Origin of the sequence: Arthrobacter pascens, assembly GCF_030816475.1 — a bacterium.
In the GTDB taxonomy this organism is placed as follows: domain Bacteria; phylum Actinomycetota; class Actinomycetes; order Actinomycetales; family Micrococcaceae; genus Arthrobacter; species Arthrobacter pascens_B.
Window position 1 is genome coordinate 2,275,095 of record NZ_JAUSXF010000001.1, and the last position, 24,797, is coordinate 2,299,891.

At 62.9% G+C, this 24,797-nt stretch carries 25 protein-coding genes and 1 pseudogene; 16 read left to right on the forward strand and 10 right to left on the reverse strand.

Annotated features, from left to right (window positions below):
- Window positions 1–37: 37 nt before the first annotated feature.
- Both QFZ40_RS10495 and QFZ40_RS10500 read right to left on the reverse strand, forming a co-directional pair.
- Window positions 38–1,069 carry an L-idonate 5-dehydrogenase gene (locus tag QFZ40_RS10495; RefSeq protein WP_306904291.1) on the reverse strand — a complete coding sequence of 344 codons (1,032 nt, stop codon included), beginning with the start codon at window positions 1,067–1,069 and terminating at the stop codon, window positions 38–40.
- Window positions 1,066–2,451: an MFS transporter gene (locus QFZ40_RS10500; protein ID WP_306904292.1), complete on the reverse strand. Its 1,386-nt coding sequence runs from the start codon at window positions 2,449–2,451 to the stop codon at window positions 1,066–1,068. Before QFZ40_RS10500 ends, QFZ40_RS10495 begins: the two co-directional genes overlap by 4 nt.
- A 144-nt stretch (window positions 2,452–2,595) precedes the next feature.
- On the opposite strand from QFZ40_RS10500, the gene QFZ40_RS10505 reads away from it, so the two are divergent.
- Window positions 2,596–3,321 (forward strand): GntR family transcriptional regulator, encoded by a 726-nt coding sequence (locus QFZ40_RS10505; RefSeq protein WP_306904294.1) that lies wholly within the window; start codon window positions 2,596–2,598, stop codon window positions 3,319–3,321.
- A 41-nt stretch (window positions 3,322–3,362) separates the two neighbouring features.
- Here the strand turns inward: QFZ40_RS10505 and QFZ40_RS10510 are convergent, their stop codons facing one another.
- Window positions 3,363–4,004, reverse strand: a complete 642-nt coding sequence (locus tag QFZ40_RS10510) for a TetR/AcrR family transcriptional regulator (protein ID WP_306904296.1) — start codon at window positions 4,002–4,004, stop codon at window positions 3,363–3,365.
- Window positions 4,005–4,093: 89 nt separating this feature from the next.
- On the opposite strand from QFZ40_RS10510, the gene QFZ40_RS10515 reads away from it, so the two are divergent.
- The 7 genes from QFZ40_RS10515 (at window position 4,094) to QFZ40_RS10545 (ending at window position 9,231) form a co-directional block, all read left to right on the forward strand.
- Window positions 4,094–5,074 carry an aldo/keto reductase gene (locus QFZ40_RS10515; protein WP_306904297.1) on the forward strand — a complete coding sequence of 327 codons (981 nt, stop codon included), beginning with the start codon at window positions 4,094–4,096 and terminating at the stop codon, window positions 5,072–5,074.
- Window positions 5,075–5,203: 129 nt separating this feature from the next.
- Window positions 5,204–6,244, forward strand: a complete 1,041-nt coding sequence (locus tag QFZ40_RS10520) for a saccharopine dehydrogenase NADP-binding domain-containing protein (protein WP_306904298.1) — start codon at window positions 5,204–5,206, stop codon at window positions 6,242–6,244.
- 152 nt (window positions 6,245–6,396) lie between these two features.
- Window positions 6,397–6,819, forward strand: a complete 423-nt coding sequence (locus QFZ40_RS10525; protein ID WP_306904299.1) for a nuclear transport factor 2 family protein — start codon at window positions 6,397–6,399, stop codon at window positions 6,817–6,819.
- A 40-nt stretch (window positions 6,820–6,859) separates the two neighbouring features.
- Complete coding sequence (locus QFZ40_RS10530; protein WP_306904301.1) at window positions 6,860–7,291, forward strand: SRPBCC family protein; 432 nt, start codon at window positions 6,860–6,862, stop codon at window positions 7,289–7,291.
- 96 nt (window positions 7,292–7,387) lie between these two features.
- Window positions 7,388–8,200, forward strand: coding sequence for a hydrolase (locus QFZ40_RS10535; protein ID WP_306904303.1), 813 nt, complete (start codon window positions 7,388–7,390; stop codon window positions 8,198–8,200).
- Between the two features lie 89 nt (window positions 8,201–8,289).
- Entirely contained in the window at window positions 8,290–8,685 is a 396-nt protein-coding gene (locus QFZ40_RS10540; RefSeq protein WP_306904304.1) for a VOC family protein, read from the forward strand.
- A gap of 183 nt (window positions 8,686–8,868) precedes the next feature.
- Window positions 8,869–9,231 carry an SPW repeat domain-containing protein gene (locus tag QFZ40_RS10545; protein ID WP_306904305.1) on the forward strand — a complete coding sequence of 121 codons (363 nt, stop codon included), beginning with the start codon at window positions 8,869–8,871 and terminating at the stop codon, window positions 9,229–9,231.
- Window positions 9,232–9,576: 345 nt separating this feature from the next.
- Here QFZ40_RS10545 and QFZ40_RS10550 read toward each other — a convergent pair whose 3' ends face one another.
- Entirely contained in the window at window positions 9,577–10,578 is a 1,002-nt protein-coding gene (locus tag QFZ40_RS10550; protein ID WP_306904306.1) for a glycoside hydrolase family 43 protein, read from the reverse strand.
- A 182-nt stretch (window positions 10,579–10,760) separates the two neighbouring features.
- Window positions 10,761–11,999: an ROK family transcriptional regulator gene (locus QFZ40_RS10555; RefSeq protein WP_306904307.1), complete on the reverse strand. Its 1,239-nt coding sequence runs from the start codon at window positions 11,997–11,999 to the stop codon at window positions 10,761–10,763.
- A gap of 152 nt (window positions 12,000–12,151) precedes the next feature.
- On the opposite strand from QFZ40_RS10555, the gene QFZ40_RS10560 reads away from it, so the two are divergent.
- The 8 genes from QFZ40_RS10560 to QFZ40_RS10595 all read left to right on the forward strand — a co-directional run bounded on the left by QFZ40_RS10560 (window position 12,152) and on the right by QFZ40_RS10595 (window position 19,975).
- Entirely contained in the window at window positions 12,152–13,507 is a 1,356-nt protein-coding gene (locus QFZ40_RS10560) for an extracellular solute-binding protein (RefSeq protein ID WP_306904308.1), read from the forward strand.
- Between the two features lie 402 nt (window positions 13,508–13,909).
- Window positions 13,910–14,485, forward strand: a complete 576-nt coding sequence (locus QFZ40_RS10565; protein ID WP_306904309.1) for a carbohydrate ABC transporter permease — start codon at window positions 13,910–13,912, stop codon at window positions 14,483–14,485.
- Window positions 14,482–15,372 (forward strand): carbohydrate ABC transporter permease, encoded by an 891-nt coding sequence (locus tag QFZ40_RS10570; RefSeq protein WP_306904311.1) that lies wholly within the window; start codon window positions 14,482–14,484, stop codon window positions 15,370–15,372. The genes QFZ40_RS10565 and QFZ40_RS10570 overlap by 4 nt, the downstream gene beginning before the upstream one ends.
- A 13-nt stretch (window positions 15,373–15,385) precedes the next feature.
- The gene (locus QFZ40_RS10575; RefSeq protein ID WP_306904312.1) at window positions 15,386–16,516 is read left to right on the forward strand and encodes a mandelate racemase/muconate lactonizing enzyme family protein; all 1,131 of its coding nucleotides are present in this window, start codon (window positions 15,386–15,388) and stop codon (window positions 16,514–16,516) included.
- Window positions 16,517–16,527: 11 nt separating this feature from the next.
- Window positions 16,528–17,361 (forward strand): NAD-dependent epimerase/dehydratase family protein, encoded by an 834-nt coding sequence (locus QFZ40_RS10580; protein WP_306904314.1) that lies wholly within the window; start codon window positions 16,528–16,530, stop codon window positions 17,359–17,361.
- 3 nt (window positions 17,362–17,364) lie between these two features.
- Window positions 17,365–18,048, forward strand: a complete 684-nt coding sequence (locus QFZ40_RS10585; RefSeq protein WP_306904315.1) for a bifunctional 4-hydroxy-2-oxoglutarate aldolase/2-dehydro-3-deoxy-phosphogluconate aldolase — start codon at window positions 17,365–17,367, stop codon at window positions 18,046–18,048.
- Window positions 18,036–18,980 (forward strand): sugar kinase, encoded by a 945-nt coding sequence (locus QFZ40_RS10590; protein WP_306904316.1) that lies wholly within the window; start codon window positions 18,036–18,038, stop codon window positions 18,978–18,980. The genes QFZ40_RS10585 and QFZ40_RS10590 overlap by 13 nt, the downstream gene beginning before the upstream one ends.
- 8 nt (window positions 18,981–18,988) lie before the next feature.
- On the forward strand, window positions 18,989–19,975 hold the full coding sequence (locus QFZ40_RS10595) for an SMP-30/gluconolactonase/LRE family protein (protein ID WP_306904317.1): 987 nt from the start codon (window positions 18,989–18,991) through the stop codon (window positions 19,973–19,975).
- A 16-nt stretch (window positions 19,976–19,991) separates the two neighbouring features.
- Here QFZ40_RS10595 and QFZ40_RS21650 read toward each other — a convergent pair.
- From QFZ40_RS21650 to QFZ40_RS10615, 5 genes and pseudogenes are all read right to left on the reverse strand, one after another.
- Window positions 19,992–20,312 (reverse strand): annotated as a pseudogene (locus QFZ40_RS21650) (beta-L-arabinofuranosidase domain-containing protein); the annotation flags it as partial.
- A gap of 319 nt (window positions 20,313–20,631) precedes the next feature.
- Window positions 20,632–21,591: a glycoside hydrolase family 43 protein gene (locus tag QFZ40_RS10600; RefSeq protein ID WP_306904318.1), complete on the reverse strand. Its 960-nt coding sequence runs from the start codon at window positions 21,589–21,591 to the stop codon at window positions 20,632–20,634.
- 2 nt (window positions 21,592–21,593) lie between these two features.
- Complete coding sequence (locus tag QFZ40_RS10605) at window positions 21,594–22,496, reverse strand: carbohydrate ABC transporter permease (RefSeq protein ID WP_306904319.1); 903 nt, start codon at window positions 22,494–22,496, stop codon at window positions 21,594–21,596.
- Window position 22,497: 1 nt separating this feature from the next.
- Window positions 22,498–23,373 (reverse strand): carbohydrate ABC transporter permease, encoded by an 876-nt coding sequence (locus tag QFZ40_RS10610; protein ID WP_306904320.1) that lies wholly within the window; start codon window positions 23,371–23,373, stop codon window positions 22,498–22,500.
- A 70-nt stretch (window positions 23,374–23,443) separates the two neighbouring features.
- Window positions 23,444–24,754 (reverse strand): ABC transporter substrate-binding protein, encoded by a 1,311-nt coding sequence (locus QFZ40_RS10615; protein WP_306904321.1) that lies wholly within the window; start codon window positions 24,752–24,754, stop codon window positions 23,444–23,446.
- Window positions 24,755–24,797: the final 43 nt, after the last annotated feature.

A 24,797-nucleotide genomic window follows, 5' to 3' on the forward strand; every position in this document is an offset into this window, starting at 1 on the left:
GCTACTTAGTTGGGGTGGGCGGGGTGTTCCGGAGCGGTCAGGTGGCGGTGAGGCGCAGCATGACCTTGCTGCTGCCCGCAGCGGGGTCGGCGGAAACGCGCATGGCTTCCTCGGCCTGGTCCAGATCGAACCTGTGGGTGATAACAGGTGACACATCCAGGCCCCCGGCCATGGCAAGGAGGGCATCGGTGATTTCATCCACGAACCGGTACGAGCCGATCCAGGTGATTTCGCGGGTCACCAGGTCACCCAGCGTGGCGGGCGCTGGGGCGCCGGGCAGGTTGCCGACCTGCACGATGGTGCCGCCTCGGGCGGTGGCACGCAGGACCGCGCCGAGTACAGCTGGGATGCCGGTGGCTTCGAACACGAGTTCCACGTCCTGCGGGAGCGCTCCGCCGCCGGAGACGTTCAGCACCTCGTCGGCACCCATGGCCTTCGCGATCGCCAGCGACGCTTCGCTGATGTCCGTGGCAATGACGTTCCTGGCGCCGGCGTGCTTGGCTGCGGCGACCACGAGCGAACCGATGGGGCCGGCACCGTTGACCAGGACGTCCCGCCCGGCCAGGTTGCCTACCCGGCCGACGGCATGAAGTGCGACGGCGAGTGGTTCAGCCAGCGCACCGTGCAGCGTGTCCACGCCCTCCGGCAGCGGCCGGATCTGGGAGGCACGGGCGAGTTTGCGTTCGCTAAAGCCCCCGTCGGTGTGGGGGTCGAAGGCGGCCGAGCCGAAGTACCGGATCTGGGGGTAGAGGTTGGTCCGGCCCGCCAGCCGTTCGGGCATGGTGCCCTCCCCCACCAGTTCCGCGGGGTGCACCGTCACCGGCTGCCCGACCTCGAGGCCAGTGACGCCAGCGCCCAGCTGGGCGATCCGGCCGGCCACTTCGTGGCCCAGGACCAGCGGCGACTTCAGCGCCGCCGTTCCCGAGGCGCCATGGCGCCAGTACGAAAGGTCCGATCCGCAGATGCCGCCCCATTCGACGTCGAGCACTACATCCCCGGGGCCGGCAACCGGCTCCGGCCGCTCGTCAATGCGCAGGTCATTGGCGCCGTGGACGACGACCGCTTTCATACGGCGTCCTCGAGGCGGACCATGTCGCGGCCGCGGACCTCGGGGCCGACGGCGGCCGAGACCAGGGTGATGAGCGAGTAGCCAATGAGCATCGCGGCGAGCGGCCACCAGTGCCCGGTGACTGCGGTCAGCATGGCGGCCAGCAGCGGGCCGATGGCGGTGGCGAGGATGCCGCCGATTTCCTTGGCCAGGGCCAGCTGGGTGAAGCGGGTCCGGGCTCCGAAGAACTCAGCCATGGTGACGCTTTCCATGGCGAACAGGCTCAGGACGCCGAGGTTCAGGCCGATCACCATGGCGATGGTGATGACTGCGGGGTTGCCGCTGGTGATCATGAGCATCATCGGGATGGCGTACAGCGCCGTGAGCGCACTCAGTACGAGGTACAGCGGGCGGCGGCCGAAGCGGTCGCCGAGCAGGCCGACGACGGGGATGGTGATGAAGCCGACCAGTGAGCCGAACATGATCGCGTTGGTGCCCACGCTCTTGTCAGTGAGCAGCACCGTGGCCAGGTAGCCCACCAGGAAGGTCTGAACCAGTCCGGAGTTGCCGGCTTGGCCAAAGCGGAGCCCTAGGGCGATCAGGAAGGACTTGCCCTTGCGCTGGTGCAACGCCGCTTCGATGGTGCTGGTGCCCGGGAGCTCAGGAACGGCGGCCTTGATCTTGTCCTTGGGGAGGGCGACGCCGTCCACGACGTCGGCGCGCTGTTCGAAAACCGGGCTTTCCTTGATGGAGCGGCGGATCCAGATGGCGAACAGCATGATGACGAAGCTGGCCAGGAACGGGATGCGCCAGCCCCAGCTCAGGAGCTGCTCCTGGGAGAGCGAGCTCACCAGAATGGCCCACAATGCGGAGGCGCCGAGGGTGCCGGAGTTGGTGCCCAGGCAAACAAGTGAGGAGATGACGCCCCGGCGGCGGGCCGACGCGAACTCGGCCAGCATCACGGTGGCTCCCGCGATTTCCGCGCCGGCACCGAAGCCCTGGATGAGGCGCAGGGCCACCAGCAGGATGGGTGCCCAGATGCCCACCATGGCGTAGGTGGGAAGGATACCAATCAGCGTGGTGGATGCGCCCATGAGGGCGATGGTGATGTAGAGAACCTTCTTGCGCCCGATCCGGTCGCCCATGCGGCCGAAATAGATGGCGCCGAACAGGCGGGCAACGTACCCCACGCCATAGGTTGCCATGGCGGCGATAAGGCCGATGACGGGGCTGACATCGGGAAAGAAGATCTTGTTGAAGACGATGGCCGCGGCCAGGGAGTACAGCTGGAAGTCCATGAATTCCATGGCGGTTCCCAGCCAGCCCGAGACGGCCACTTTGGCCAGGTCCCGGGTGTTCCTGGGCTCCACCTTCACGGCGGGGGGCGAAATGCTTTCGGTCATCAGTTGCTCCTTTGCAGGTGATGCGAACTTAGGGATAAACGGCGGAAGCGGGCTGGAGTACGGAGAAAGCGACCGGCAGCACGTCCTGTTTGCACTACCATACAAGCACTACCATTCTAGTGTGTCAAGGCATAGAATGAGCCCATGGCTTCGGACAAACGACTTGCAGCCCCACGGCTCTCCGTGCGGGACCAGACCCTTGAGACGCTTCGGCGGCGCATTATTTCGCTGCAGCTGCCTCCGGGCGAGCCGCTGTCCGAAAACGAACTCGCGCAGGAGCTGGGCGTCAGCCGGACACCTGTGAGGGAGAGCCTGATCCTGCTGCGGGAGGAAGGGCTGGTCCAGGTCTTTCCCCAGATCGGCTCCTTCGTGTCCCTGGTGGACCTGGGCCGGGTTTCCGAGGCGCAGTTCGTCCGTGAGGCGATCGAATGCGCCTCGCTGCGGGACCTTGCCGTGGACAGCGCGGGGATAGCGGGCCTGCGGGACATTTTGAAGGCCCAGTCGGATGCCGATGCCGCGAGCGACGTTGAAGAGTTCTTCCGGCTGGATGAGGACTTCCACCGCGAGCTGCTGCGCCTGGCCGGCCACGAATCCGCCTGGGCCGCCGTCAACTCCGCCAAAGCCCACCTGGACCGAGCACGCCGCCTCAGCCTGATAGACACCCGGCCAGTGGAAACGCTGATCGAACAGCACACCGCCGTCGTCGATGCCTTGGAATCCAATGATCTGAATGACGCCGACAACAGCCTTCGCCTCCACCTCCGCGGAGTGTTCGAGGACGTCCAGCGCATCCAGGAATCGACGCCCGAACTCTTTTCCGACGGCGCCGCGCCACGCCCCAGCCGGCGGAGTGTCGCCCGCCTGGTCTGAACTGATACGTGGCATGGCCTTGGCGCCGGCTTTGCCAGCAGTCAGCGAGAGGTGCGGCCCGTTCGGGCTCCTGCACTCCAGTCTGTGACGGCGCGGTTGATGTAAGTGGTGACGGTGGCCACGACGTCGGTGGCAGGGTCGAGAAGCCATTGCAGACCGATCCCGTCCAGGACGGCCGTGGCAAGGCGGACTTCGATGTCGATCTCCGCTGGAGTGAAGGGCGCCACGTCACCATCGTCTACTGCCTGCTGCAGGTGGGTGGCGAGGGTGGTCAGGTTGTGGGTGTAGCGGCGCTGTATGAAGTCGCGGGCCGGATGATTGGGCCCGGAGGCTTCTGCCGCCATGGTGGTGAACAGCTCCAGCAGGCCGCGATTGGCCAGGTGTTCTCCCATGACCAGGGGCAGTCGTCGGAAGTAGTCGAGTCCGGAGACGCCGGTGAAGCCCCTTTCGACGGTTTGGCGGTCCCATTCCTCCAGCACCGCCATCAATAGCCCCTCCTTGCTTCCGAAGTGCTGCAGCAGCGTGGCGTGGGATACGCCGACCCGTTCGGCGATGGTGCGGATGGATCCAGCCGCGAAGCCGTGTTCACCAAAGATCGGGATGGCAGCGGCGACGATCTGCTCCCGCCGTCGGATACCCCTCTTATAAGGCCCCCGGGCGGGCGTACCAGTGGTGGTCGGCATGATCGTCGTCCTTTCCTCAGAGCATTGACGAAAACCTACCATTCGGTTACTGTTCATGGCCAGAACCCGGACAATGAAGGAAGTCGCAGATGCGGTACTCAATCCTCGGTTCGACTGGCGTCAAGGTCTCGCGTATCTGCCTCGGCACTGCCACGTTCGGGGTTGCTCCGAACGTGGAGGACGCGGACGGCGTTGTTGGCGCAGCGCTCGACCTCGGTATCAACTTCGTTGACACTGCCGACGTATATGGCGACATGCCGGTCTTCGACCGGCCAGGCGCACCGGCTGCTTCTGACCGTGAAGCCGCCGAGCAGATCCTCGGCCGTGCGCTTCGAGGCCGCCGCGACGAGGTCGTGATCGCCACCAAGTCGCATGGCCAGGTAGGACCAGGTATCAACGACCGCGGATTGTCTCGCCGGCACATCGTCCGTCAGATCGAGACCAGCCTCCGCCGCATGGGCACTGACTACATCGACCTCTATTACGCCCACAATCCTGACCCCGACACGCCGCTTGAGCAGACTCTCGCGGTGTATGACGATCTGATCCGGCAGGGCAAAATTCGCTACTTCGGGTTGTCCAACCATCCCGCCTGGCAGGTCACTGAAGCCCTGTGGATCGCCGATGACCGACGACAACATGCGCCCGCCGCCACCCAGGTCAAGTACAACCTGATCGACCGGAGTGCCCAACATGAACTAGCGCCGGCCTGCCACCGGTTCGGTTTGTCCATCGTCGCCTACGCGCCCTTGCATGGAGGTTTGCTTGCCGACCTTCGAGTCCTCGACAGGGAAGTCGCAGGCGACCAGCGCTTCTCGGGCCGTGGCTTCTCCGAGTCCGAGATCGCCATCGCCCGGGAAGTAGACACGCTCAGCCGGGAATGGGGACTGGCGCTAAACCAGGTCTCATTGGCGTGGCTATTGTCCCGACCGGCCGTTGCCTCTGCCATCGTTGGTGCAGAGACCATCGACGAACTGCACGCCAACGCCTCAGCGGCAGACATAGATCTGGACGTGAGCCAGCTCGAAGCCCTCACTGCCCTAACGAGTGGAACGGCAGCGATGTCATAACTGCCCGGCCAACGCTTCCTTGGAAACTCAGGCCCTGGGCATTCCGGGTCAGAGCATTTGTTGAGCTGGACGAGGCACCCATCACCGTGTTCTCCGTGCTGGGAGCCAGAGGTCAGTGCAGAATGCCTTATGACAAACTTTCCTGCATCAGCGACCGTCCTGGTATACGGAGCCTATGGCCACACCGCCCGATTCGTCCTCGACGAGCTCATGCGCAGGGGGCTCGAGCCGGTGTTAGCCGGGCGCAGCTCAGAAAGACTCCTGTCGCTAAGTGCAGACTATCCGGATCTCAGCATCAGGACTGCTGACGTTGCGGACGCGCATGCCTTGCTCTCAGGAGTCGACCTTGTCATCAATTGCGCCGGTCCTTTCGCGGATACGGCGCTCCCCCTGGCTGCTGGCGCCGTGCAAAGAGGGATTCATTACCTGGATTTGAGCGCCGAGCAACAACCCGTTCTGAACTTAGCCGCAGAATTCCAAGGGATTCCCATTGCCAGCACGATTATGCCGGCCGCCGGCTTCTTCGGAGCCCTCGGTGATCTACTTGCCACTGCCGCGGCAGATGATTGGGCAGAGACAGGCGATCTTGAGGAAATCTCGGTGTTCACGGCCCTTGACCACTGGCATCCCACCTCAGGAACCCGCCGCACAGGAGAACGCAACACCGGGCTGAGATTCAAAGTCGCCGATGGCAACCTTGTTCCACTGGCCCCGTCCCACTCACCCGGTAAACCACCAGTCAGTTGGACCTTTCCCGCCCCGTTCGGCACCTGCGAACTAGGCGAACTCGGCCTTGCCGAAACCATCTGCATTTCCCGACACCTGCCCGCACAACGCGTCAGCAGTTACCTGAACCTGAGCGCCCTAACCGAGTTACGGGACCCCGTTACTCCTCCACCGACCGCAACCGACGCTACGGGACGCTCAGCCCAGCGCTTCGTCATGGAAGCGGTTGCGCTCCGCGACGGCGTCCGCCGCACGGCCCGGGTCCAAGGCCAGGACATCTACGCCAGCTCCGCACCAATCCTGGTCGAAGCAGCAGCCAGGATCATTGCCGGCGAAGCACCAACAGGCGTTCTCTCCCCGGCATCGGCCTTCCCCGCTCAAGGGTTTCTCGCTTCCCTCCCGTTCGAACACTTCTCACTTAACACCGAAGCGACTCTTCCCTAACCACCCCACACCGTCATATGACACGTCGAATGCCAATAGACTTTCGGACCAGGAACGTCGCCCCTCCTATCCCTTGTGCTCAGCGGGCGCCTCCTCTTGAGCGCCCCGATATCGAAGCGGATACTGAGTGAACCGGCTTAAGCCGTCGCAAGATGACCGACAAAGATGACGGGGTGTTCGATATGGGAGCTGCAGAAAACGCTGACCTGGTTCGGCGGGGGTACGAGGCCTTCAACGCCGGGAACTTGGCGGCACTTGGCGAATTATTCGCGGAGGACGCAGTCTGGTACGCGGCCGGAAGCGGCCCGCTGTCAGGCAAAAAGCAAGGACGCGTAGCCGTCCTTGCATACTTTGGCGAGCTGGGCGCCCGTTCCCAGGGTTCGTTTCAAGCGACCGTCCAGGACATCGTCGGCGGGGAAAACCATACAGTGGGGATCCAGCAAAGCCACGCGGAAAACAACGGGAAGACATTAGACGTGGCAACGGCCATCGCATTCGTGCTCCGCGACGGCAAGGTTGTCGAGGGCCGGGAGTTCTTTGAGGACACAGCCAGGGCGGACGAGTTCTGGGCCTGAATTCTGGCATTGCCCACGCGGGAGTGATTAGAAGAATCATTTGATCAAGTCTGCAGAGAGCGTCGTCATCGACCGTACGGCTGCCGAGGTCTTTCAGTATGTCGCAGACCTCCGCAACGAACCGACCTGGCATGTTGACATAGCCGCGGTGCCTCCTGAAACCGATCCGGTTCCCGTCGTAGGCAAGACCTACGCCCTGAAGTTCAAGCCCTTCATGGGGCAGACCGAGGGCACCTTCACGGCACTTCGCGTCGAACCCGGCGCGCGGCTGGAATATCGAGCCGATTTCGCCGGCCTGCAGCCACGGATCACTTACACGGTCGAACCGGCAGCAGCGGGAACGCGATTCACGCGCAGGGTGGAGATGCGACCCAGCGGACTGAGAATGCTCATGACGCCGGTGATGGCGTTCATGGTTCCGCGCCGCAACAAGGTTTTTGTCCGGAACCTCAAACGTGCGTTGGAATCCTGAAAATCCTCCTTTTCCGGGTCTCCATCACTAGCCTGCGGCCAAAGGTGAGGAAGGCACGAAAGCAGGACCAGCGAGCCTAGTTGGAAGGGACTAACCATGCTGATCTGCGCAACCTGCGCCGTCGAACGCGACGAACCTCTCCCGGAGGCCTGCCCAATCTGCGCCGACGAACGGCAGTATGTGCCCGAGGACGGACAAAAGTGGCTCAACCTGGAGGACCTGGTGCAGGAGGGACAGCAGGCAATGTTGAAGGAGAACGAGCCGGGACTCATCGGGATCAGGACCGAGCCAAAAGTGGGAATCGGTCAGACCGCTCAGCTTGTGGAGACACCCGAGGGTTCGCTTTTGTGGGACCCCGTGGGATATGTCGATGACAAGGCGGTGAAGGCGGTGCTCGAGCGGAGGTCAGTCCTGGCTATCGCCGCCAGCCATCCACACATGTTTGGTGTGCAGGTCGAATGGTCGCATCGGCTCGGTGGCGTCCCTGTACTTGTTGCGGATGCAGACCGGCAGTGGGTGGGGCGCGAAGACCCGGTCATCCAATACTGGTCTGGCAGCCAATCCATCGCCGAAGGCTTGACACTTCACCAGACCGGGGGGCACTTCGTTGGCAGTGCAGTAGTGCACTGGGCAGCAGGCGCGGGCGGCAAAGGAGTGCTGCTGACCGGTGACAGTGTGTATCCGAATCCTGACCGTCAATCCATCGCCTTCATGCGCAGCTACCCGAATCATTTGCCGTTATCCGGCGCAGTGGCGTTGCGAATCTCCCGTCAGTTGGCAGAGCTCACATTCGACCGGATTTACGGCAATTTCAACAATGTGATCATGTCCGGAGCCAAGGCCGTTCTCCACGATTCCGCCCAGCGGCACGCTGCCTGGGCGCGCGGAGACTTCGATCACTTGACCTAAGCCGCCGCGACAATTGTCTTCCTGGTCCGCTAGACGTCCGCCATAAACTAAAACCAAATAACCTGGAAACTCCCGGAAAGAAAGAAGCCATGGCCCGGGTCGGCGTCCGCTACATCATCGATGACGTCGACGATGCCATCGCCTTCTACTGTCAGCATCTCGGCTTCCAGGAAGTCATGCACCCGGCGCCGACGTTCGCAATGCTCGTACGAGGAGAACTGCGTCTGGCGCTAAGCGCGCCAAGCCAGGTTGGCGGTGGCGGCCACGCCATGCCGGACGGCACCGAACCATGGTCCGGAGGCTGGAACCGCTTCCAGCTTGAGGTCTCCGACCTCGCCGCAACCGTTCGATCGCTGAAGGAAGCGGGCCTGCACTTCCGCAACGAAATTGTCACCGGCGTCGGCGGAAATCAGATTCTGCTGGAAGACCCCTCAGGCAACCCCATAGAGCTTTTCGAACCGACCCGGCCCGAGGCAAAGCTCTAATCCGCCCTCTGCCAAAAGATCCGTTCCGCGCCACAAATGCCCGCCGGTAACCTCCCATGCCGGGAAGCAGTGGAACCCGATCGTTGTTAAAAGATGTGACGGTACTTCATGGAGAGGTATCCGCCAACCTGAAACAAAGTTCCCGGGCGTGCCCGGGGAAGTCGAAGTTCCGGAGGTTGTTCGATGAAGAAATGGACCCGATGGCAGGACTGGGTCGCGGTTGTTGCCGGGCTCTACGCTGCATTGTCGGTCATGTGGACCACGCAGGCGGGCTCGTCCACCATGCTGATGGTTTTGTTCGGTGTACTGCTGATCGCCAGCGGAGTCATCAACCTGGCCATGCCCGGTACGCCGGCCATGGAATGGGTTCAGGCAGCCCTGGGCCTCCTGCTGTTGCTGTCGCCGTGGCTTGGCTCGTATGCCAACTACACAGACGCCGCCTGGACATCCTGGATCACAGGCCTGGTCGCGCTGGTTGTCACGGCCCTGGCCATCAAGCCAAGCACGGAGGAACACCGGCACCACACGGTCAGCCCGTCGCATTAAGCGTGGCTGGTCAGGCCGGGGACGGGATCCGTCCCCGGCTTCGCCGTTTTAACCCCCTTGGTGGAGGTTGGAATTGTTTAGGCCGCCCGTAACGCGGCCTAGCCTCCCGCGATTCCCCCCGTTATGGTCTTTTCCCCCCGGCATGTCTGGGGGAAAAGTCCATAACGAGGGGATTTCCAGGACGATGACCAGCGGGAGTCCGCCCGCGCCGCTGGCTCAAATGGCGTTCGGCGGCGGCGCGCAACGTGGGCGTGTCCGGAACCGCCCGCTCCGTGCGTCAGGCTGTCCGGCTACGGCTTGGAATTCGGCGTCGAAGGCCTCAAGCCCTCGGCGTCCCGCAGGCGATCAATGGCTGACGGCTCCTGCAGCCACGGCCGGGTGGGATCCGTCCGAGCTCCTCCAGGCAGTACTCAGCCGATCGTATTCTTCCGCCGTCACAGGGAGCACGACGCCGTGGCAAGGGTCCGGCGGCAGCCGGAAGTCCTCGGAGGGAGTCCATTGCCCGCCGGCCAGATTGGTGGTTTCGAAAGGAACGTACCGGCGTTCCGGGGTGAACTCGTCGATCCAGAGGAACCACTTCTCCTCTGTGTTCGACTTGTACACGAGCGGGCCCTCGCCCCGGCTGATCGGGCCGAGGCCGATGCCTTCGGCCAGCGGCTTCCATTTGGCGGCGGTCAGGGATCCAGCGGTCTCCGAGAAGACCGACTTGCCGCTGGGCGCCTGCCCGTCCCGGGCGCGTTCGTCCTTGACGAAGCGGTAGTAGAGGCCCTCGCTTTCGATCACCGTGGCGTCGATGGTGGACCATCCCCTGTCGATCCACACGCGCGGCTCGGAGAACTCGCGGAAGTCGCGAGTGGTGGCGTACATGATCCGGTTGTAGCTCTCGCCCTCGTGTTCGGCGTTGTCGTAGAGCATCGAGGACCAGTGCACGAGGAATGCCTCCTGCTCGGGATCCCAGGCAGCCTCCGGGGCCCAGGTATTTCCTGCCTCGGGCGGCGCGACCTCGACCAGGCGGCCTTCGCCCCAGTCCACCAGATCCGTGGACTCCCAGACCATGATGGAGCGGCTGCCCCGGCGCTGGAGATGGTCCCAGTCGCGGCAGTCGTAGACGCGCAGGTCCGTAGCGACGAGGTAGCACCGGCCGCCGTCCGGCGAGCGGACGATGTGCGGGTCGCGGACGCCGCGCTCCCCCAAGGCCGAGTACAGGACCGGTTTGCCGCCGTTGAGGTCATCGAAGTGCAGGGGGTCGTTCCCGTCGCTCAGCGCGAAATGGATCTGCTCACCGTCCGCTGCTTCGCGTTTGAAATGGACGTATAGGTACCCCGCGTACTCACTGCTGGAACTCATCGGTATGGATCACTCTTTCTGTCGTTAGAAGGAAACGGTGCCGGGCACACAGCTATGGCTGTCAGTCGGCGACCGCCGGCTGGCGCTCTCTGTCCAGAATCGGGAGGAAACACGCGGGGATATCGTTATCCTACCTGTAGCAGGATCCACTTCCTGCCTAAAGAAGAAGAGACACCATATGTTTAAGTCTGGCTGGGGAGGGCCTTGCGGCCGTCAAGGAGCCGGCTGAGCATTTCAGGCGAACTGGTGAGCATGGACAGTGCGAGGGCGGCCCCTCCGGCGGCACCGGCTTCAGGGCCGCCGCCGAGATCCGAGGCTACGACTTCCAGGGCGGCCGACGGCGTGAGGGCGTAACGTGTGATGCCCTCGCGGAGCGGGTCCAGCACCACAGCCCCGGCCAAGGAGGTCTGGCCGCCCACCACAATGCGCTGCGGGTTGAGCAGGTTGCACATGCTGGCCAGGAGGCGGCCCACCATCGTTCCGGCTTCTGCCAGCACATTCTGCGCAGACCTGTCGCCCGCAGCGTTGGCTGCAAGTACGTCGTTCATGGTAGCCGCCGGCCCCAAGGTGGGTGTGAGCCGGCTAAGGATGGCGGGAGCCCCCGCGACGAGGACGAGGCATCCCCGGTTTCCACACCGGCAGGCTGGCCCGTTGACATCCACTGAAGTATGGCCCAGCTCCCCGGCACCTCCGACAGATCCCCGGTACAGCTCACCGCCAAACAGGAATCCCGCGGCGATTCCGCTAGACATGTTGACGTACATGAGGTCGCTGATCCCCTGCCCGGCCCCCCATTTTGCCTCGGCGATGGTCTCGAGGCGGACGTTGTTCTCGATGAAGACAGGAAGGCCGAGGCGGCGGTTCATCTCCTGGCGCGCATTGATGCCGTGCCACGGCTGGTCGGCCAGGGCACCGTGTACGATGCCATCCACCGGGTTGATCTGCCCTGGCAACCCGATCCCGACCCCAAGAAGGTCATCGCGGTCTCCGCCGCCCTCCTTCAGCGCGCGGTCCAGGAGATAGACAGCCGCTTCAGCCCGGAAGCGCCAATCATCCTTGGCGCCGATGGCACCGTCAGCCGAAGCCACCTCATTGCCCATCAAGTCTGTAATCCGGACGCAGATTCTGTCCAGGACCTGGCTCATGCCGGCAATCCATCCGGCGTCGGGATTGAATGCGAGCTGGTCTCCCGCCCTGCCGTCGACTTCCTCCCCACCCTCGGCCCGTTCAGACAGTTCCACCAGCACACCGCGCTCCATCAGGTCGCGGGTGATGGTGGTGACGGTGGTCCGGGAAATGTTCGCCCGTCTCGCCATCTCCGCACGGTGCATGGGGCCCTGGCTGGCCAGCAGGTCCAGGACGTGGAGTGAGTTGGATTGTCGCAGGTTGCGGAGGGATCCGCCGGTTCGGGAGGAATTCACTTCCCCATTATGGCGGACGTCAGAGTCGATGAAAAGAGCTTGTGTAAAGAGTCTTGACACACTCTCGTGAGAACGCTCACAATGAGTCGGGGATTTGTCCAAGAATTTACACACTCCGCCCTCTTTGGGCCGTAGCGATGAAGGTACGTCAAATGAATGTACAAAAACATGTTTCCCGTCGGAGCGTCCTCGGCGGCGCCGCTTTGCTTGCCGGGTTTGCGGCTGTCGGCGGACTGACTGGGTGCTCAGCCAGTGGTTTAGGAGGGGCAGCCAAAAAGTCCGGCGGCCTGACGATTATGGGGAATCCCGGTGAGATCACGCCGGAAGTCATCGATGCCTGGGTTAAGGACCACCCCGATGTACCCATCACACTGATCAAGGATGATCCCACCCGGCTCAACGCCATGATGGCCGCTGGAACTCCCCCGGACCTAGCCAGGAGCCTTGGGGCGATCAGCACCGCGAACCTGGCCAGCCGCGGGCTGGCGCTTGACCTGGACCCGTATGTGGCGAAATCGAGCACTCTTAAGGAATCCGACCTGGCCAAAATCAACGACGTATGGCGCTGGGACGGAAACAAGCAGGGCAGCGGACCCCGTTACGGATTCGTCAAGGACTGGTCCCAGGACTCCATGTTCTGGTACAACACCGAAATGTTTGCTGCCGCCGGCATCCCGCTTCCGACTGCTGACAAGCCGCTTACCTACGACCAGCTGCTTCAAATTGCCGAGCCCATGACGAAGCGCGGCGGAGGAAAGGTGGAACAGTACGGTCTGTTCAGCACCGCGCCTAGCATCGAGAACCTCTCGGCCATGGTGGCCACCACCAGCGGGCGTATCTTCAATGACGACCTGACCAAGGTGGACTTCACCAGCCCCGAGGCCAAACAGGCGCTGCAGTGGCACATCGATGTAGCCAAGAAGCAGGTGGGTTACACCCTGGTGGATCCCAACCCCGATGGCTGGGACTGGCCGCCGTTTGATGCCAAGAGGACCGCCATGGCGCTGGCCGGGTACTGGTTTGGCGGCATGGTGACCACGAACCCCAAGACTGCCGAATTCGCGCGGCTGGCCCCTGCCCCGATGATGGGCTCAAAGCGGGTCAGCCCGACCACATCAGCCACCGGATACTGGATCTCCGCCAAGACCGCAATGAAGGACGAGGCTTACGCGTTCCTTGAGTGGTACTGCTGCACCGGCCCCAACGCGAAGGTGAGGGCACAGACCGGCACCGGCATGCCCTCCGTCACCACCCTGAACTCCGAACTGCCGCAGTCCCAGCCCTACCAGGCGGAGGCCATGAAGGTCCAGAAGAACGAGGAGCAATACCTTCAGGTCCTCCCGTTCAGCCCTTACGCCCAGGCGGTCGCTGTTAGCGCTGCCATCGCGAACCTCTTCCCCAAGGCAGTGAGCGGAGAATTGTCGGCCGGCCAGTTCGCGGACCAGGCAACCACTGACGTCAACGAACTCCTCAAGCAGGGCATGGAACTTGCCGGCAAGAAGGGCTGAAGCGGGTGAGTACACAGTCGCTGGCTAAGTACGTCCGCTCCAGAAACCGGCGGGGAACCACCGGCTTCAGGGGTTCGGGCACTTTTTACGCCTTCATCTCCCCCTGGCTCATCGGAACCATACTCCTAACGCTGTTTCCGCTGGGGTACGCGTTGTGGATCAGCTTCACCAACTGGGATGGAATAGCGCCGAACCAGAACTTTATCGGCCTGAGGAACTACACCGATGCCCTCAGTGATCCGCGAATGTGGGCCAGCCTGCAGCGCACCGGGCTCCTCGCTCTCGCGATCGTGCCCGTCACCATCTGCGGAGGGCTCGGACTGGCGCTGCTGCTGAACGAAAAGGTCCATTGGCGATCAGGGCTGCGGATGCTCGTCTATCTGCCGGCCATCGTCCCCGCCCGTGGCGGCGACGCTGACCTGGAAGCTGCTGTTCGACCGCGACAGCGGCGCCGTCAACGGTGTTACTGCAATCTTCGGTGCGGATGCGGTGAGCTGGATGAGCGGGAACACGGTGTTCGTCGTGCTGTTGGTGGTCATGCTTTGGGGCATTGGCGCCGGCGTGCTGATCAACCTCGCGGCCCTGCAGGACGTTCCCGCAGAGCTTCATGAGGCCGCGCGGCTGGACGGGGCAAACGCCTTCACCGCATTCTGGCACGTCACTCTGCCGAGCATTTCGCCTGTGATTCTTTTCCAAGTGATCACCACCACCATCGGCGTGCTGCAGACGTTCGTCCCGGCGATCCTGCTGTCACCGGCCAACGGGCCGGCAGCGATCACGGCCGTGCCTGAAGCCAACAGGGTCTTTATGGTCGACGTCTACGCCCAGTACTTCGCGTACTCCAAGTACGGGTATGCATCCGCGATGCTTTGGCTCTTCTTCCTGGTCATCCTGGTGGTCACCATCCTTACATTCAAGATCGGCGGCCGCACGGTGTTTTACGCCGTCGACCCCTCTAAAGAAGGGAAAGAGGGATGACGCTCACCGGTCACCGCCCCCAAACGGAGTCCCAGACTGCCCCGCCGGAACCTCCGATCCGGCCAAGCCGGGAACGCAAAAACCCGGTAGCATTCGTGATCCTGCTTGTGGTTTGCGCCATTCTGTTCCTTCCGGTCCTTTGGCTCTTCCTGACGGCCCTGAAGTCTCCGCAGCAGTTGGCCTCAGATCCGATCACCTGGATTCCCACTCCGCCCCAAGTGCAGAACTTCATCGATGCCACGATGATCCTGCCGTTCTGGGCCTATGCCGCCAATTCCCTCTTCCTGTCCACCGTGACCGGAGTCCTGACCACCATCAGCTCTGCGCTGGTCGGCTACGGGTTCGCCCGCCTCCACGGCAAGGGAAAGAAGGTCCTCTTCGGGGTCCTGGTCGCCATGATGATGACACCTCCGATCATCACCCTCATTCCCACCTACTTGCTGTTCGCGAAAGTGGGTCTGGTCGGCACCTACTGGCCTTGGGTGTTGTGGGGTATGGCCGGTGCTCCTTACCTCATTTTCCTGTACCGGCAGTTCTTCGCACAGCTTCCCCGGGAGCTTGAGGAGGCCGCCATCCTTGACGGCTGCGGACGGCTGCGCATCTTTGCGCAGATTTTCCTGCCGCTATCCAAGCCCGTCATCATCACCGCCTTCGTGCTTTCCTTCAACGGCGTGTGGGGCGACTTCATCGCTCCGCAGCTCCTGCTCAACCAGGACAACACCACACTTGCAGTTGCCATCACCACAGGCTATGTGAACAGCCAGGTTTTCCCGGTCAATAATCTGCTGGCAGCAGGCGCCGTTCTCTATGTCCTACCCGTGCTCATCATGTTCTTCTTCGTCCAGCGGTCCTATGTCAATGGGTTCGCCACTTCAGGCATGAAATAGGAAAGGCCTGACAGTGAAAATAACGGACCTCGAAGTCCTCACCATTGATGACGGCGGCGCCCTCATGATGGTAGTTGTGCATACCGACGAAGGGATCTTCGGCGTTGGAGAAGTCGGGCTGCGTTCCCGGCAGCTCGCGGTGCGCGGGGCCTTGGAACACTTCAAGCCCCTTCTTATCGGCAACGACCCGTTCCGCACGGAACACTTGTGGCAGGTTATGTCCCGGTCTGGCTTCTACCCTGCAGACCGGGTGCTCGCATCGGCCATCTCCGCCGTGGACATTGCCCTATGGGATTTGAAGGGCAAGGCGCTGGATATCCCTGTCTATGAACTGCTCGGTGGAGCGGTGCGTGACCGGGTCAAGTGCTACAGGCATATCGGCGGTGCAGACCATGCCGAGGTTGTTGACAGTGCCCGGCAGGCCCTGGAGGAAGGCTGGACCGTTGGCCGTCTCTCGGTGCCGTCTGAGGGCGACCTCCTGGAACCGCGGGCGGCCACCCGCCATGCCCTGGCTGAAGTCGCTGCGGTCCGGGATGAGCTCGGCAGCGAATTCGAGCTCATCCTCGATGTACACACGCGCCTGGAACTTCCTGAGGCAACGACATTGTGCCGTGAGCTGGAGGGGGCCAACATGTACTTCATCGAGGACCCGCTGCGCTGGGAGAATCCGGATATCTACCGAACGCTGCGCCAGCGGACTTCCGTACCGTTAGCGGCAGGCGAGCAGGCGGCGTCGAAATGGGAAATCCGGCCCCTGATCGAACAGGACCTGATCGACTATGCCCGCTTTGACATCTGCATCGTCGGCGGTTTCACGGAGGCCAAGAAGATCGCGGGCTGGTGCGAATCCCACCATATCCGCACGGCTACCCACAATCCGCTGGGCCCGATCGCCACGGCGGCATCCCTGCACCTGAACATGACCCTGCCGACCTTTGGCATCCAGGAGCAGTACCAGCTTCCCGGCACCCAGGCCAATGACGTGTTCCCTGTCCAGGCAACGATGGACGGGGAATGGATGCGGCGGCCCGAGGCTCCGGGTCTTGGACTGGAAGTGGATCTGGAGGCTGCGCGGGCCCACCAGATGGATCCCCCTCCTATGCCCCAACTGCGCCGCTTGGACGGTTCCTTCACTAATTGGTGAAACTATCAGGCATGAACTCGTATCCAGATGAAGTGACACCCCGTCCCCTCGTCGTGGTCACCGGTGCCGCCGGGCACGTCGGCAAACTCACGTCCCAGGCCCTCGCCCGGAACTACCGGCTCCGGCTGATCGACCTGGACTGGCCGTCCGGCGAGTCGCGGAACGAGGAGGACGGAACCGAAAGGCTGGCCCTGGACCTCAGCGAACGCGAAACCTGGGACGCCGCCCTCACGTCCGCCGACGCCGTCGTCCATCTGGCCGGAAACGCCCATCCGGAGATCGATGCACGGACCGCTTTCGACGGCGGCGCAATGCTCACCGCGCATCTGGCGGCTGCGGCGGGGGTGTCGGGCGTGAGGAGGATCGTGTTTGCGAGCTCCATCCACACCATGGGCCTGTACCACCGGCATGCACAGTATCCGATCAGCCCGCAGTGGCAGCCGCGCCCCTGCTGCGAATACGGCGCCGCCAAAGTGTTCTCCGAGAACCTGCTGGAAATCCTGACCGAACGGACGGACATCTCCGTCGTCTGCCTGCGGCTTGGCCTGACCGGATTCGCGCCTGACACAACCGGCCTCGCCTCCCAGTGGCTGGGCCCCACGGACTACGCCAGTCTCCTTCTCGCGTCCCTGACCTCTCCGGTGAAGTACGGGACGTACCTGGCTATGTCAGCAGGGGCATCGCAGCGCTGGGACCTGAGGGAAACCGTCAGGGACCTGGGATTCAGCCCGTCCGACGCCACGCCCAATCTTGTACCGGCATCCAGAGAGGCGCCACACCCTACACCTTGCCTCATGTTTGACACGCGAAACCTGCCCACCACAACCGACCATGCCAAGGACTAACTCATGGACGACGCGAGTTCTGAACTGCTGGCGAGGCTGCGGGACAACCGCCTGCTCGCCATCATCCGGGGAAACAACCCGGATGCCTGCTTCGACACCGCCATGACCCTGATTGATGCCGGGATCACCATCCTGGAAGTCTCCCTCACCACCACAGAGGCCCTGAAAGTCATCGGCAGAATCCACGACGCCGCCGCCGGACGGGCCCTCCTCGGTGCCGGTACCGTCCTCACATCCGGGCAGGTGCATGAAGCCCGGGACGCGGGCGCCCGGTTCATCGTCACCCCGTGCCTCGCACCCAGCACGGACGCGGCGTCCAGTCTCGGACTTCCCTTACTCGTCGGCGCGCTGTCACCTGCCGAGGTTTACGCCGCCGCACGCGAAGGGGCAACCGCGGTAAAACTGTTCCCCGCCAGCGTTGGCGGCCCCGCCTACCTGAAGGCGCTGAGGGACCCCTTCCCTGACATCGAATTCGTCCCGGTGGGAGGTGTTGCCGCGGATTCCGTGACGGAATACCTGCGGGCCGGCGCGCTGGCCGTGGGGGCAGGTAGCCCGCTGACCGGTGACGCGCCACGCGGCGGCAACCTGACCGAGCTCACTGACCGGGCCCGGAAATTCATCGGGTTGGCTCAGGCCGGCTCCGCTCAAAGCCACCACGCAGAGGGCCGGCATCCATGGACGTCCTGACATTCGGCGAGACCATGATTGCGCTGAGGGCCGACCGCCCGCTGGCCATGAACCCGAACATCAGCGCCACGATCGCCGGCGCGGAATCCAATGTGGCCACAGCGCTGGCACGGCTTGGCCACGACGTCCAGTGGGCCGGCCGCGTCGGTGACGACTCCGGCGGTGAGCTGATCCGCCGCACCCTTCGGGCCGAGTCGGTGGGACAGGACCACGTCACCACTGACCCCGGCCGGCAGACCGGGATCCTGATCTTCGAGCAGCGGCTGCCGGATGTGACCAGAGTCGGCTATTACCGGCAGAACTCCGCAGGCTCGGCACTGACCATCGATGACCTCGCACCCGCACTGGCCGGAAATCCCCACATCCTGCACATCACTGGCATCACCTCCGCCTTGGGTGCGAGTGCAGCGGAGGCGGTCCTGAAGGCAGCCTCTGCAGCGCAGGGGGAAGGGGCCACAGTCACGCTCGACGTGAACTATCGGGCGAAACTATGGAGCAGGGAGGAAGCTGCGGCGGCCCTTCGTGCACTGATCCCCTTTGTCGATGTGATTATTGGTTCCCCCGACGAAGTGGGCCTCCTCATCGAAGACAGGGCCGCCGCACCAGCTGATTCAGCATCCGCACTCCTTAGCCTGGGGGTACGCGAAGTTGTGCTGAAACTCGGCGCCGACGGGGCCACCCTCCATGGAAGGCACGGATTGGTCCACTCCCCCGCCCGCCCTGCCACCGCCGTCGACAGCGTGGGTGCAGGCGACGCCTTCACGGCCGGCTACATTTCCGGGCTGCTGACCGGCCTCAGCGCGAAAGAACGGCTCTATCTGGCCAACACGCTGGGGGCGTTCGCTGTGTCAAGCAGGGGGGACTGGGAAGGGCTCCCCACCCGGTCTGAACTTGCACTGCTCGACGCCGGAAACGGCACAGCCCTCCGATGAAGGCAGACATGACCCCGGACATTGAAGACCACTACTATCCGCCGTGGAAGGCGTGCAACCGGGCACCGATGGAGCTTGGTGAAGGGCCGCGGATGCTGCCGGACGGCCGTGTTATCGCCGTCGATATCCTGCGCGGCCAGCTCTGGCACATCGACCCGGCCTCCCCGGATGGCGCCGTCCTGCTGCAGGTCCTTCCCGTGCCCCTCGGCGCCGTGGCGCCCATCGCCGGATCGGATACTGCGCTGCTGGCGGCTACAGGAGACGGGATCGCGATCCTCGACGGCGGTGAGCTCACGTGGCTGGTGAAACTGGAAAGCCCGCAGGCCGCAGAAGGCACCCCGGGACCGGCCGTCCGGATGAACGACGCGGTCTGCGATCCGCACGGACGCTTCTGGGCCGGGACGATGGCCCTTGACGCAACCCCGGGGGCAGGTGCCCTGCACCGCGTCAACAACGATGGAAGCATCAGCACGGTCCTCACCGGACTGACCATCCCGAACGGCCCCGCCTTCACCGCCGACGGGTCAGTGATGTATCTGGCCGACAGCCCCACAGGCACCATCACGCGCTTCGAGGTGGAAACTGCCGGCGGTGAACTTGGAGCCTCGCAGCAGTTCGCGACTGTCTCCGGCGGAAGTCCGGACGGCATGATAATCGACACGGAAGACCACTTGTGGGTGGCTATTTGGGGCGCCGGCCGGATCAACCGGTACCGGCCGGACGGCAGCGTTGAGCGGATCCTGCATGTTCCCGCACGACAGCCCACGAGCATCTGTTTTGCCGGACGCTCCATGTCGACACTGGTGGTTACGACAGCAAGGATCGGACTCCCCGCCCCGGGTGATTTTGACGGACTTATCCTGTCCGCCGACGTCGGCATCAGCGGCCGTCCAACACCGTCCGCGAGGATTACGACGGCCCAAGGAGTATCGTATGCCGCCCGGGACTCCAAGACGCCGGACCGAAATCCGCCAGAGGCCTTGCGAGTTGGCTGATGCGGCGGCCGGCTAGCTACAGCAACTTGTTGTGGCGCGCCACTGGGATTAGCTTCCGGAGGCCCCGACCAGGACTTCGCGGTATTGCGCCGGCAAGCGCACGATCTCGAGTTCGGACAGAGTATTGGGGCGCCCACACCTGCTGACCCTGCACAACCCGGTCCATATATCCGCGCCGAGTCCCAGCCACCCACTGACCGCCATTCGCCTCCTGGCATCTGACCGGCTCCTTGACAATATGGTTGGCTCGCGCGCGCACCTCCTCGTCGTGTGCTGACAAGTAGGCTGCGGCCGATAACCAGTGACCGAGGATATGACCGCGAAGATCACTCGTGGGCGATTCCCATCCCCAGTGCCAAGTTTCGGGGCCGTCGGCTGCAGTCTCTCCGACAGTTGTCCCCTACAGAACCGGAGTATCGCCACAACCCCGCCTCCATGAGATACGGACGAAGTAAGTTCTCAGCGGTGAGACTCATCAAATATTCGCGATTCACCTGTGCTCTGGACAGTGCGGGACGGGACCTTCAAGTAGTTCCGCATCACGAGGCCCAACGAAGTCAACCGAATTTCTCTGATTCACAAGATCTCCCGATCAGGTCAAAAACGGACACTAAGGAAAGGTCGCTCGACTACGCCGGGCGAGGCGATTGTTTTGTTCAGTTGGAATAGTCGGCATCTGCAGCCGGGACCCGGTAGATCCCGTTGGTTTCAGCCACGAGTCGGATGGTAAGCCTTTCAAAGGTAAGTTCATTGGGCTGGTGAAACACCAGAAAGCTACTATTTCGTGTCGTCAGCAGCATTGCGTGTCCGCCATCAGACCCAACGAGGGGTTGCGGTTCGTGCGCCCATGGTCCGGTTATGAGACCAGTGGAGCTGCGGGCCACGCCGACTGAATAGCCTCCTTCGCCGCCGCTGGACCAGAGGAGTGCAAGCCCCGCGTCATCGTGAATCACGAAGGGACCATCGGTGATGAACGCGAGGTCGTCGTAACCCGTTTCTTCATTGCGAAAGGGTCGTGTCCAGGGCGCCTCGGAGGCAGTGAACAGGAGAACCGGAGCCCCTCTCGAGGTTCGCAAGTCGTCACTGAGACGCTGCGCATAAATCGCGCCATCCCCTGCCTGAAGCCATTCATGGCAGAAGACCAGCCATGGCGCACCGGACGGGTCCTGGAACAGGGTGCCATCAAGACACATCCACCCACTCGGAGTGACAGGTCCCTCGCTCCAGGGTTGGAACAGACCGTCTGGGGCTGATGCCGCCAGCACCTGGGTGCCGCGGCGGCCCGCGCCGTCGGCGAACGTCGCAAACATCCACCATGCACCGTTGTAGAAATGCACCTCGGGCGCCCAAAATTGGGTTTCGCCCCAGAATCCGGGACCCGGGCGAAAGGCAGGGAAGGGTCCCCTCCACCGCTCAAGGTCATCGCTCTCGTAACGGTCGAACCCGGAACCCGGTCCGTGCCAGGGGCTCGGATCCGTGGTCCCGAAGAGCAGGTAGCGGTCCTCGTACTCGACGATGTACGGGTCACGGATGCGCAACTCGGACCGTTCGATCGGGTCGTGGCTTGGGTACGTGGGGTGGAGAGCGGTTTCCTGTTGTGAGTTGTTGTGCGCCATTGTTAGGACTTCACGGCACCCATCGTGAGTCCGCTGACGACGTGCCGCTGCAAGAAGGCAAACACGATGAGTAGTGGCGCGACGCCGAGCAGCGCGGCGGGGAAGAGCACACTCGGGTCCGAGGTGTGACTCCCAACAAGGGAGTAGGCATTGACCATTACCGTTTTCAACGACGGATCCTGGACGAAGACCAGTGGAATGATCAGGTCATTCCAGACACTGAGAGTCAGGAACGTGGCAAGGGTCGCGGTGACGGGCCGGAGGAGGGGGAACAGCACAACGAAGAACGTGCGCACCGGTCCTGATCCATCGATCGCGGCGGCCTCCTCAAGCTCGATCGGAATCTGTCGGAAGAACGAGGTGTAGAAGAAGATCGCGACCGGAAGGTTGATGGCGGTGTAGGCGAGAATGATTCCCGCGTAGCTGTTCAGAAGGCCAACGTCTCGAAGCAGGAGGTACAGCGGGGCAAGTAACACAAAGATCGGAATCGTCGATCCCGCAATGAAGAGGCGGTACACCCCCGTCGTCCACGATCGGGTAATACGTGCAAGCGGGTACGCGGCAAGCGATCCGACGATGATGGTGAAGATCAACGCGCCCGCCAGGACGATGGTCGAACTGAGCAACCCTTGGGTGTAGTTCATCTTCGAATAGGCGTTAGTGATGTTATCGATCGTCAGGCTCGTCGGCCAGCCAAGCGGATCGTTGATCACGTCGGACGGAGGGCGCAACGACGTGAGGACTGTGTAGGCGAACGGGGCGAAGATCAGGACGACGGCGATGGCCAGGATCACATCGCCGACCAGCGATAAGGGTCCGCGCCACACTCGTCGTGCGCCGACTCGACGTTCCGCTCGTGATGCCGTCGGGGCTGTCGGGGGTGCCGTGATCGTTGTGTTCTCCATATTAGATTCGCTCCTCGCGACGTCGAAGAAGGGATTGGGTGGCTCCGGCAAAGAGCACGACGACAACCAGAAGGAGGACGGCGATGGTAGCGCCATACGCGAAACTTCCCTGTCCTCCGAAGATCTTTTGGAAGATCAGCATGGTCAGAGTCGTGGTTGAACCGGCTGGCCCACCGTTTGTCATCACGAAGGGGAGTTCGAAAACTTTGAGCGAACCGAGCAGGGACAAGGTGACGGTTACGGTCGTGGCCGGGGCGAGAAGCGGCCACTCGATCGAGACAAATTTGCGCCAGCCTGCTGCTCCATCCACGCTCGATGCGTCGAGGAGTTCGGTCGGGAGGTTCATGTACCCGGCTAAAAAGATGGCAGCTGAATAGCCCGAAAACATCCAGATGTTGACCAGCGCGATCGCCCAGAGTGCCGTTGAGGGATCGCCGAGCCATACGTGCGTGAGCGTGCTCAAACCGAGCGATTTAAGGAGGGAGTTGACGGCCCCGTCTGGTGCGAGCAGCGAGTTCCAGACGAACGCGGCCATCACGGCCGACATCAGAGTGGGAACGAGAATGAGCGTGCTGCCCAGTTGGCGGACGCGCGGGCGCATGAACAGAGCCCTGGCCAGGCCCAGACCGATCGCGTTCTGTGCGATGACCACCACGACCGCATAGGCAACCGTGACGCCCAATGCCCGCATGACGTTGCCGTCCTTTGCCATGGCGAGGTAGTTCGCCGCTCCGACGAAGTCGCCGGCATTGCCGATCTTGCTGTTCGTGACGCTCAACACGAGCCCTTGCACCAGCGGGTACACAATGATGGCGAGGTACATCGCCAGGGCCGGGGCCATGAAGGCGAGGGCTACGAGCGGTCTGCGGTGGATCATCGAATCTTCCTTCAATTGAACTGAACGGCAGGGGCCGAGCGGGATGCCACTCGGCCCCTGCCGGAGTTGCCTACTTCGTGGGCTTGAGCTTCTCGTCGAGGTTATTGACCGTCTGATCGATGCTCTGCTGACCCAGCCAGAGGGCCTGGACCTGCTCCTGCAGTGTCTTCTCGCCCGCGGCAGACGCCCAAGTGTTGGACGGAAGGATGCGGTACCTTCCCTCGTTCACCGCCGCAACGAAGGACTTCGTCGCCGGTCCGGACGGGGTGTCGCCGTTGGTGAACGGCGACACCGCATTCTCGGCCTCCAGGTAGAGCGAGGCGTTCTTGCTCTCAGACCAGAACTCGACAAACTTCTCTGCCGCCGACTTGACCTTGGACTTGGCATTGACGCTGAACATCGTCCCGACGAACAGGTTCGCGTTCGAATCGGCCTTGCTGGTGGCTGGCCACGGGATGAACGAGCTGTCCAGTCCGGCCTTCGTGAACGTTGACTGGTTCCACGCGCCCTGCACATAGAACGCGCTCTTGCCCGCCTGGAAGTCCGAGATGCCGGTGCTCCACTCATCAACGCCGAGCTCGCTCTTGAAGTCAACGAACCCCTTCGACTGCAGATCCATCAGTTGCTGCAGCGAGGACTTCCATGAAGAGAAAGACGCCTTTCCTTGCACGAAGTCCGCGTCGAATGCCGGGTGGTCTTTGTAGACGAGGGAGGCGGCAATGGCGTTGATCGCTGCGTCTCCGGTCCACCCGCCCTTGTTGGGCAAAGAAATTGGTGTGATGCCGGCGTCTTTCGCCTTCTGAAGGGCCGCCTCGAACTCGGGCCACGTCGTCGGCGTCGAGGTGATTCCTGCCTTCTGCAGCAGGGCGTTGTTGGCGAAAAGCGAAATGCCAATCACCTCCATCGGCATCGCATAGGTCTTACCCTCGTTCTCAACGAACGGCTTGATTTCCTTGCGCACACCGCTCACCCAGGGCTGCGAAGACAGATCCTCGAGGTATCCCGAGGATCCCCAGTCCGGAACCTTGGCCGAGTCGGTCATGATGACGTCGGCGGTGTTGCCGGCGAGAAGTTCCGACTGCACACGCTGGGGATATGCAGCTGACGGGATGAATTCGTACTGGAGCGAGATATCCGGATTCGCCTTCTCGAAGGCGGCGTTGATCTCTTTCACGTTCGCGGGCTCGGCGTCCCCGCCCTTCCAGCCGTACACCTTCAGGACGGTCTTCTGGTCGGTTCCGCTTGCGCCGGTCGACGCGCAGCCCGTCATCAGGAGCGTGGACAGGGCGACCACAGCTCCCACGATCAGGCGTCCGCGACGGCCTCCAGTGCTGCCTGAACGAGCAACATCACTGCGATCAGGTCGGGTGCTGTGATTCATGGTGTCCTCTCCATTGAGAATTTGTAGCGCTCCAAATGGGCGC

Bases quoted from the DNA above. Each gene is read 5' to 3' on its own strand.
- QFZ40_RS10495 (WP_306904291.1), bottom strand. From the start codon at position 1,069: ATGAAAGCGGTCGTCGTCCACGGCGCCAATGACCTGCGCATTGACGAG.
- QFZ40_RS10500 (WP_306904292.1), bottom strand. From the start codon at position 2,451: ATGACCGAAAGCATTTCGCCCCCCGCCGTGAAGGTGGAGCCCAGGAAC.
- QFZ40_RS10505 (WP_306904294.1), top strand. From the start codon at position 2,596: ATGGCTTCGGACAAACGACTTGCAGCCCCACGGCTCTCCGTGCGGGAC.
- QFZ40_RS10510 (WP_306904296.1), bottom strand. From the start codon at position 4,004: ATGCCGACCACCACTGGTACGCCCGCCCGGGGGCCTTATAAGAGGGGT.
- QFZ40_RS10515 (WP_306904297.1), top strand. From the start codon at position 4,094: ATGCGGTACTCAATCCTCGGTTCGACTGGCGTCAAGGTCTCGCGTATC.
- QFZ40_RS10520 (WP_306904298.1), top strand. From the start codon at position 5,204: ATGACAAACTTTCCTGCATCAGCGACCGTCCTGGTATACGGAGCCTAT.
- QFZ40_RS10525 (WP_306904299.1), top strand. From the start codon at position 6,397: ATGACCGACAAAGATGACGGGGTGTTCGATATGGGAGCTGCAGAAAAC.
- QFZ40_RS10535 (WP_306904303.1), top strand. From the start codon at position 7,388: ATGCTGATCTGCGCAACCTGCGCCGTCGAACGCGACGAACCTCTCCCG.
- QFZ40_RS10540 (WP_306904304.1), top strand. From the start codon at position 8,290: ATGGCCCGGGTCGGCGTCCGCTACATCATCGATGACGTCGACGATGCC.
- QFZ40_RS10545 (WP_306904305.1), top strand. From the start codon at position 8,869: ATGAAGAAATGGACCCGATGGCAGGACTGGGTCGCGGTTGTTGCCGGG.
- QFZ40_RS10550 (WP_306904306.1), bottom strand. From the start codon at position 10,578: ATGAGTTCCAGCAGTGAGTACGCGGGGTACCTATACGTCCATTTCAAA.
- QFZ40_RS10560 (WP_306904308.1), top strand. From the start codon at position 12,152: ATGAATGTACAAAAACATGTTTCCCGTCGGAGCGTCCTCGGCGGCGCC.
- QFZ40_RS10570 (WP_306904311.1), top strand. From the start codon at position 14,482: ATGACGCTCACCGGTCACCGCCCCCAAACGGAGTCCCAGACTGCCCCG.
- QFZ40_RS10580 (WP_306904314.1), top strand. From the start codon at position 16,528: ATGAACTCGTATCCAGATGAAGTGACACCCCGTCCCCTCGTCGTGGTC.
- QFZ40_RS10585 (WP_306904315.1), top strand. From the start codon at position 17,365: ATGGACGACGCGAGTTCTGAACTGCTGGCGAGGCTGCGGGACAACCGC.
- QFZ40_RS10590 (WP_306904316.1), top strand. From the start codon at position 18,036: ATGGACGTCCTGACATTCGGCGAGACCATGATTGCGCTGAGGGCCGAC.
- QFZ40_RS10595 (WP_306904317.1), top strand. From the start codon at position 18,989: ATGACCCCGGACATTGAAGACCACTACTATCCGCCGTGGAAGGCGTGC.
- QFZ40_RS10600 (WP_306904318.1), bottom strand. From the start codon at position 21,591: ATGGCGCACAACAACTCACAACAGGAAACCGCTCTCCACCCCACGTAC.
- QFZ40_RS10605 (WP_306904319.1), bottom strand. From the start codon at position 22,496: ATGGAGAACACAACGATCACGGCACCCCCGACAGCCCCGACGGCATCA.
- QFZ40_RS10610 (WP_306904320.1), bottom strand. From the start codon at position 23,373: ATGATCCACCGCAGACCGCTCGTAGCCCTCGCCTTCATGGCCCCGGCC.
- QFZ40_RS10615 (WP_306904321.1), bottom strand. From the start codon at position 24,754: ATGAATCACAGCACCCGACCTGATCGCAGTGATGTTGCTCGTTCAGGC.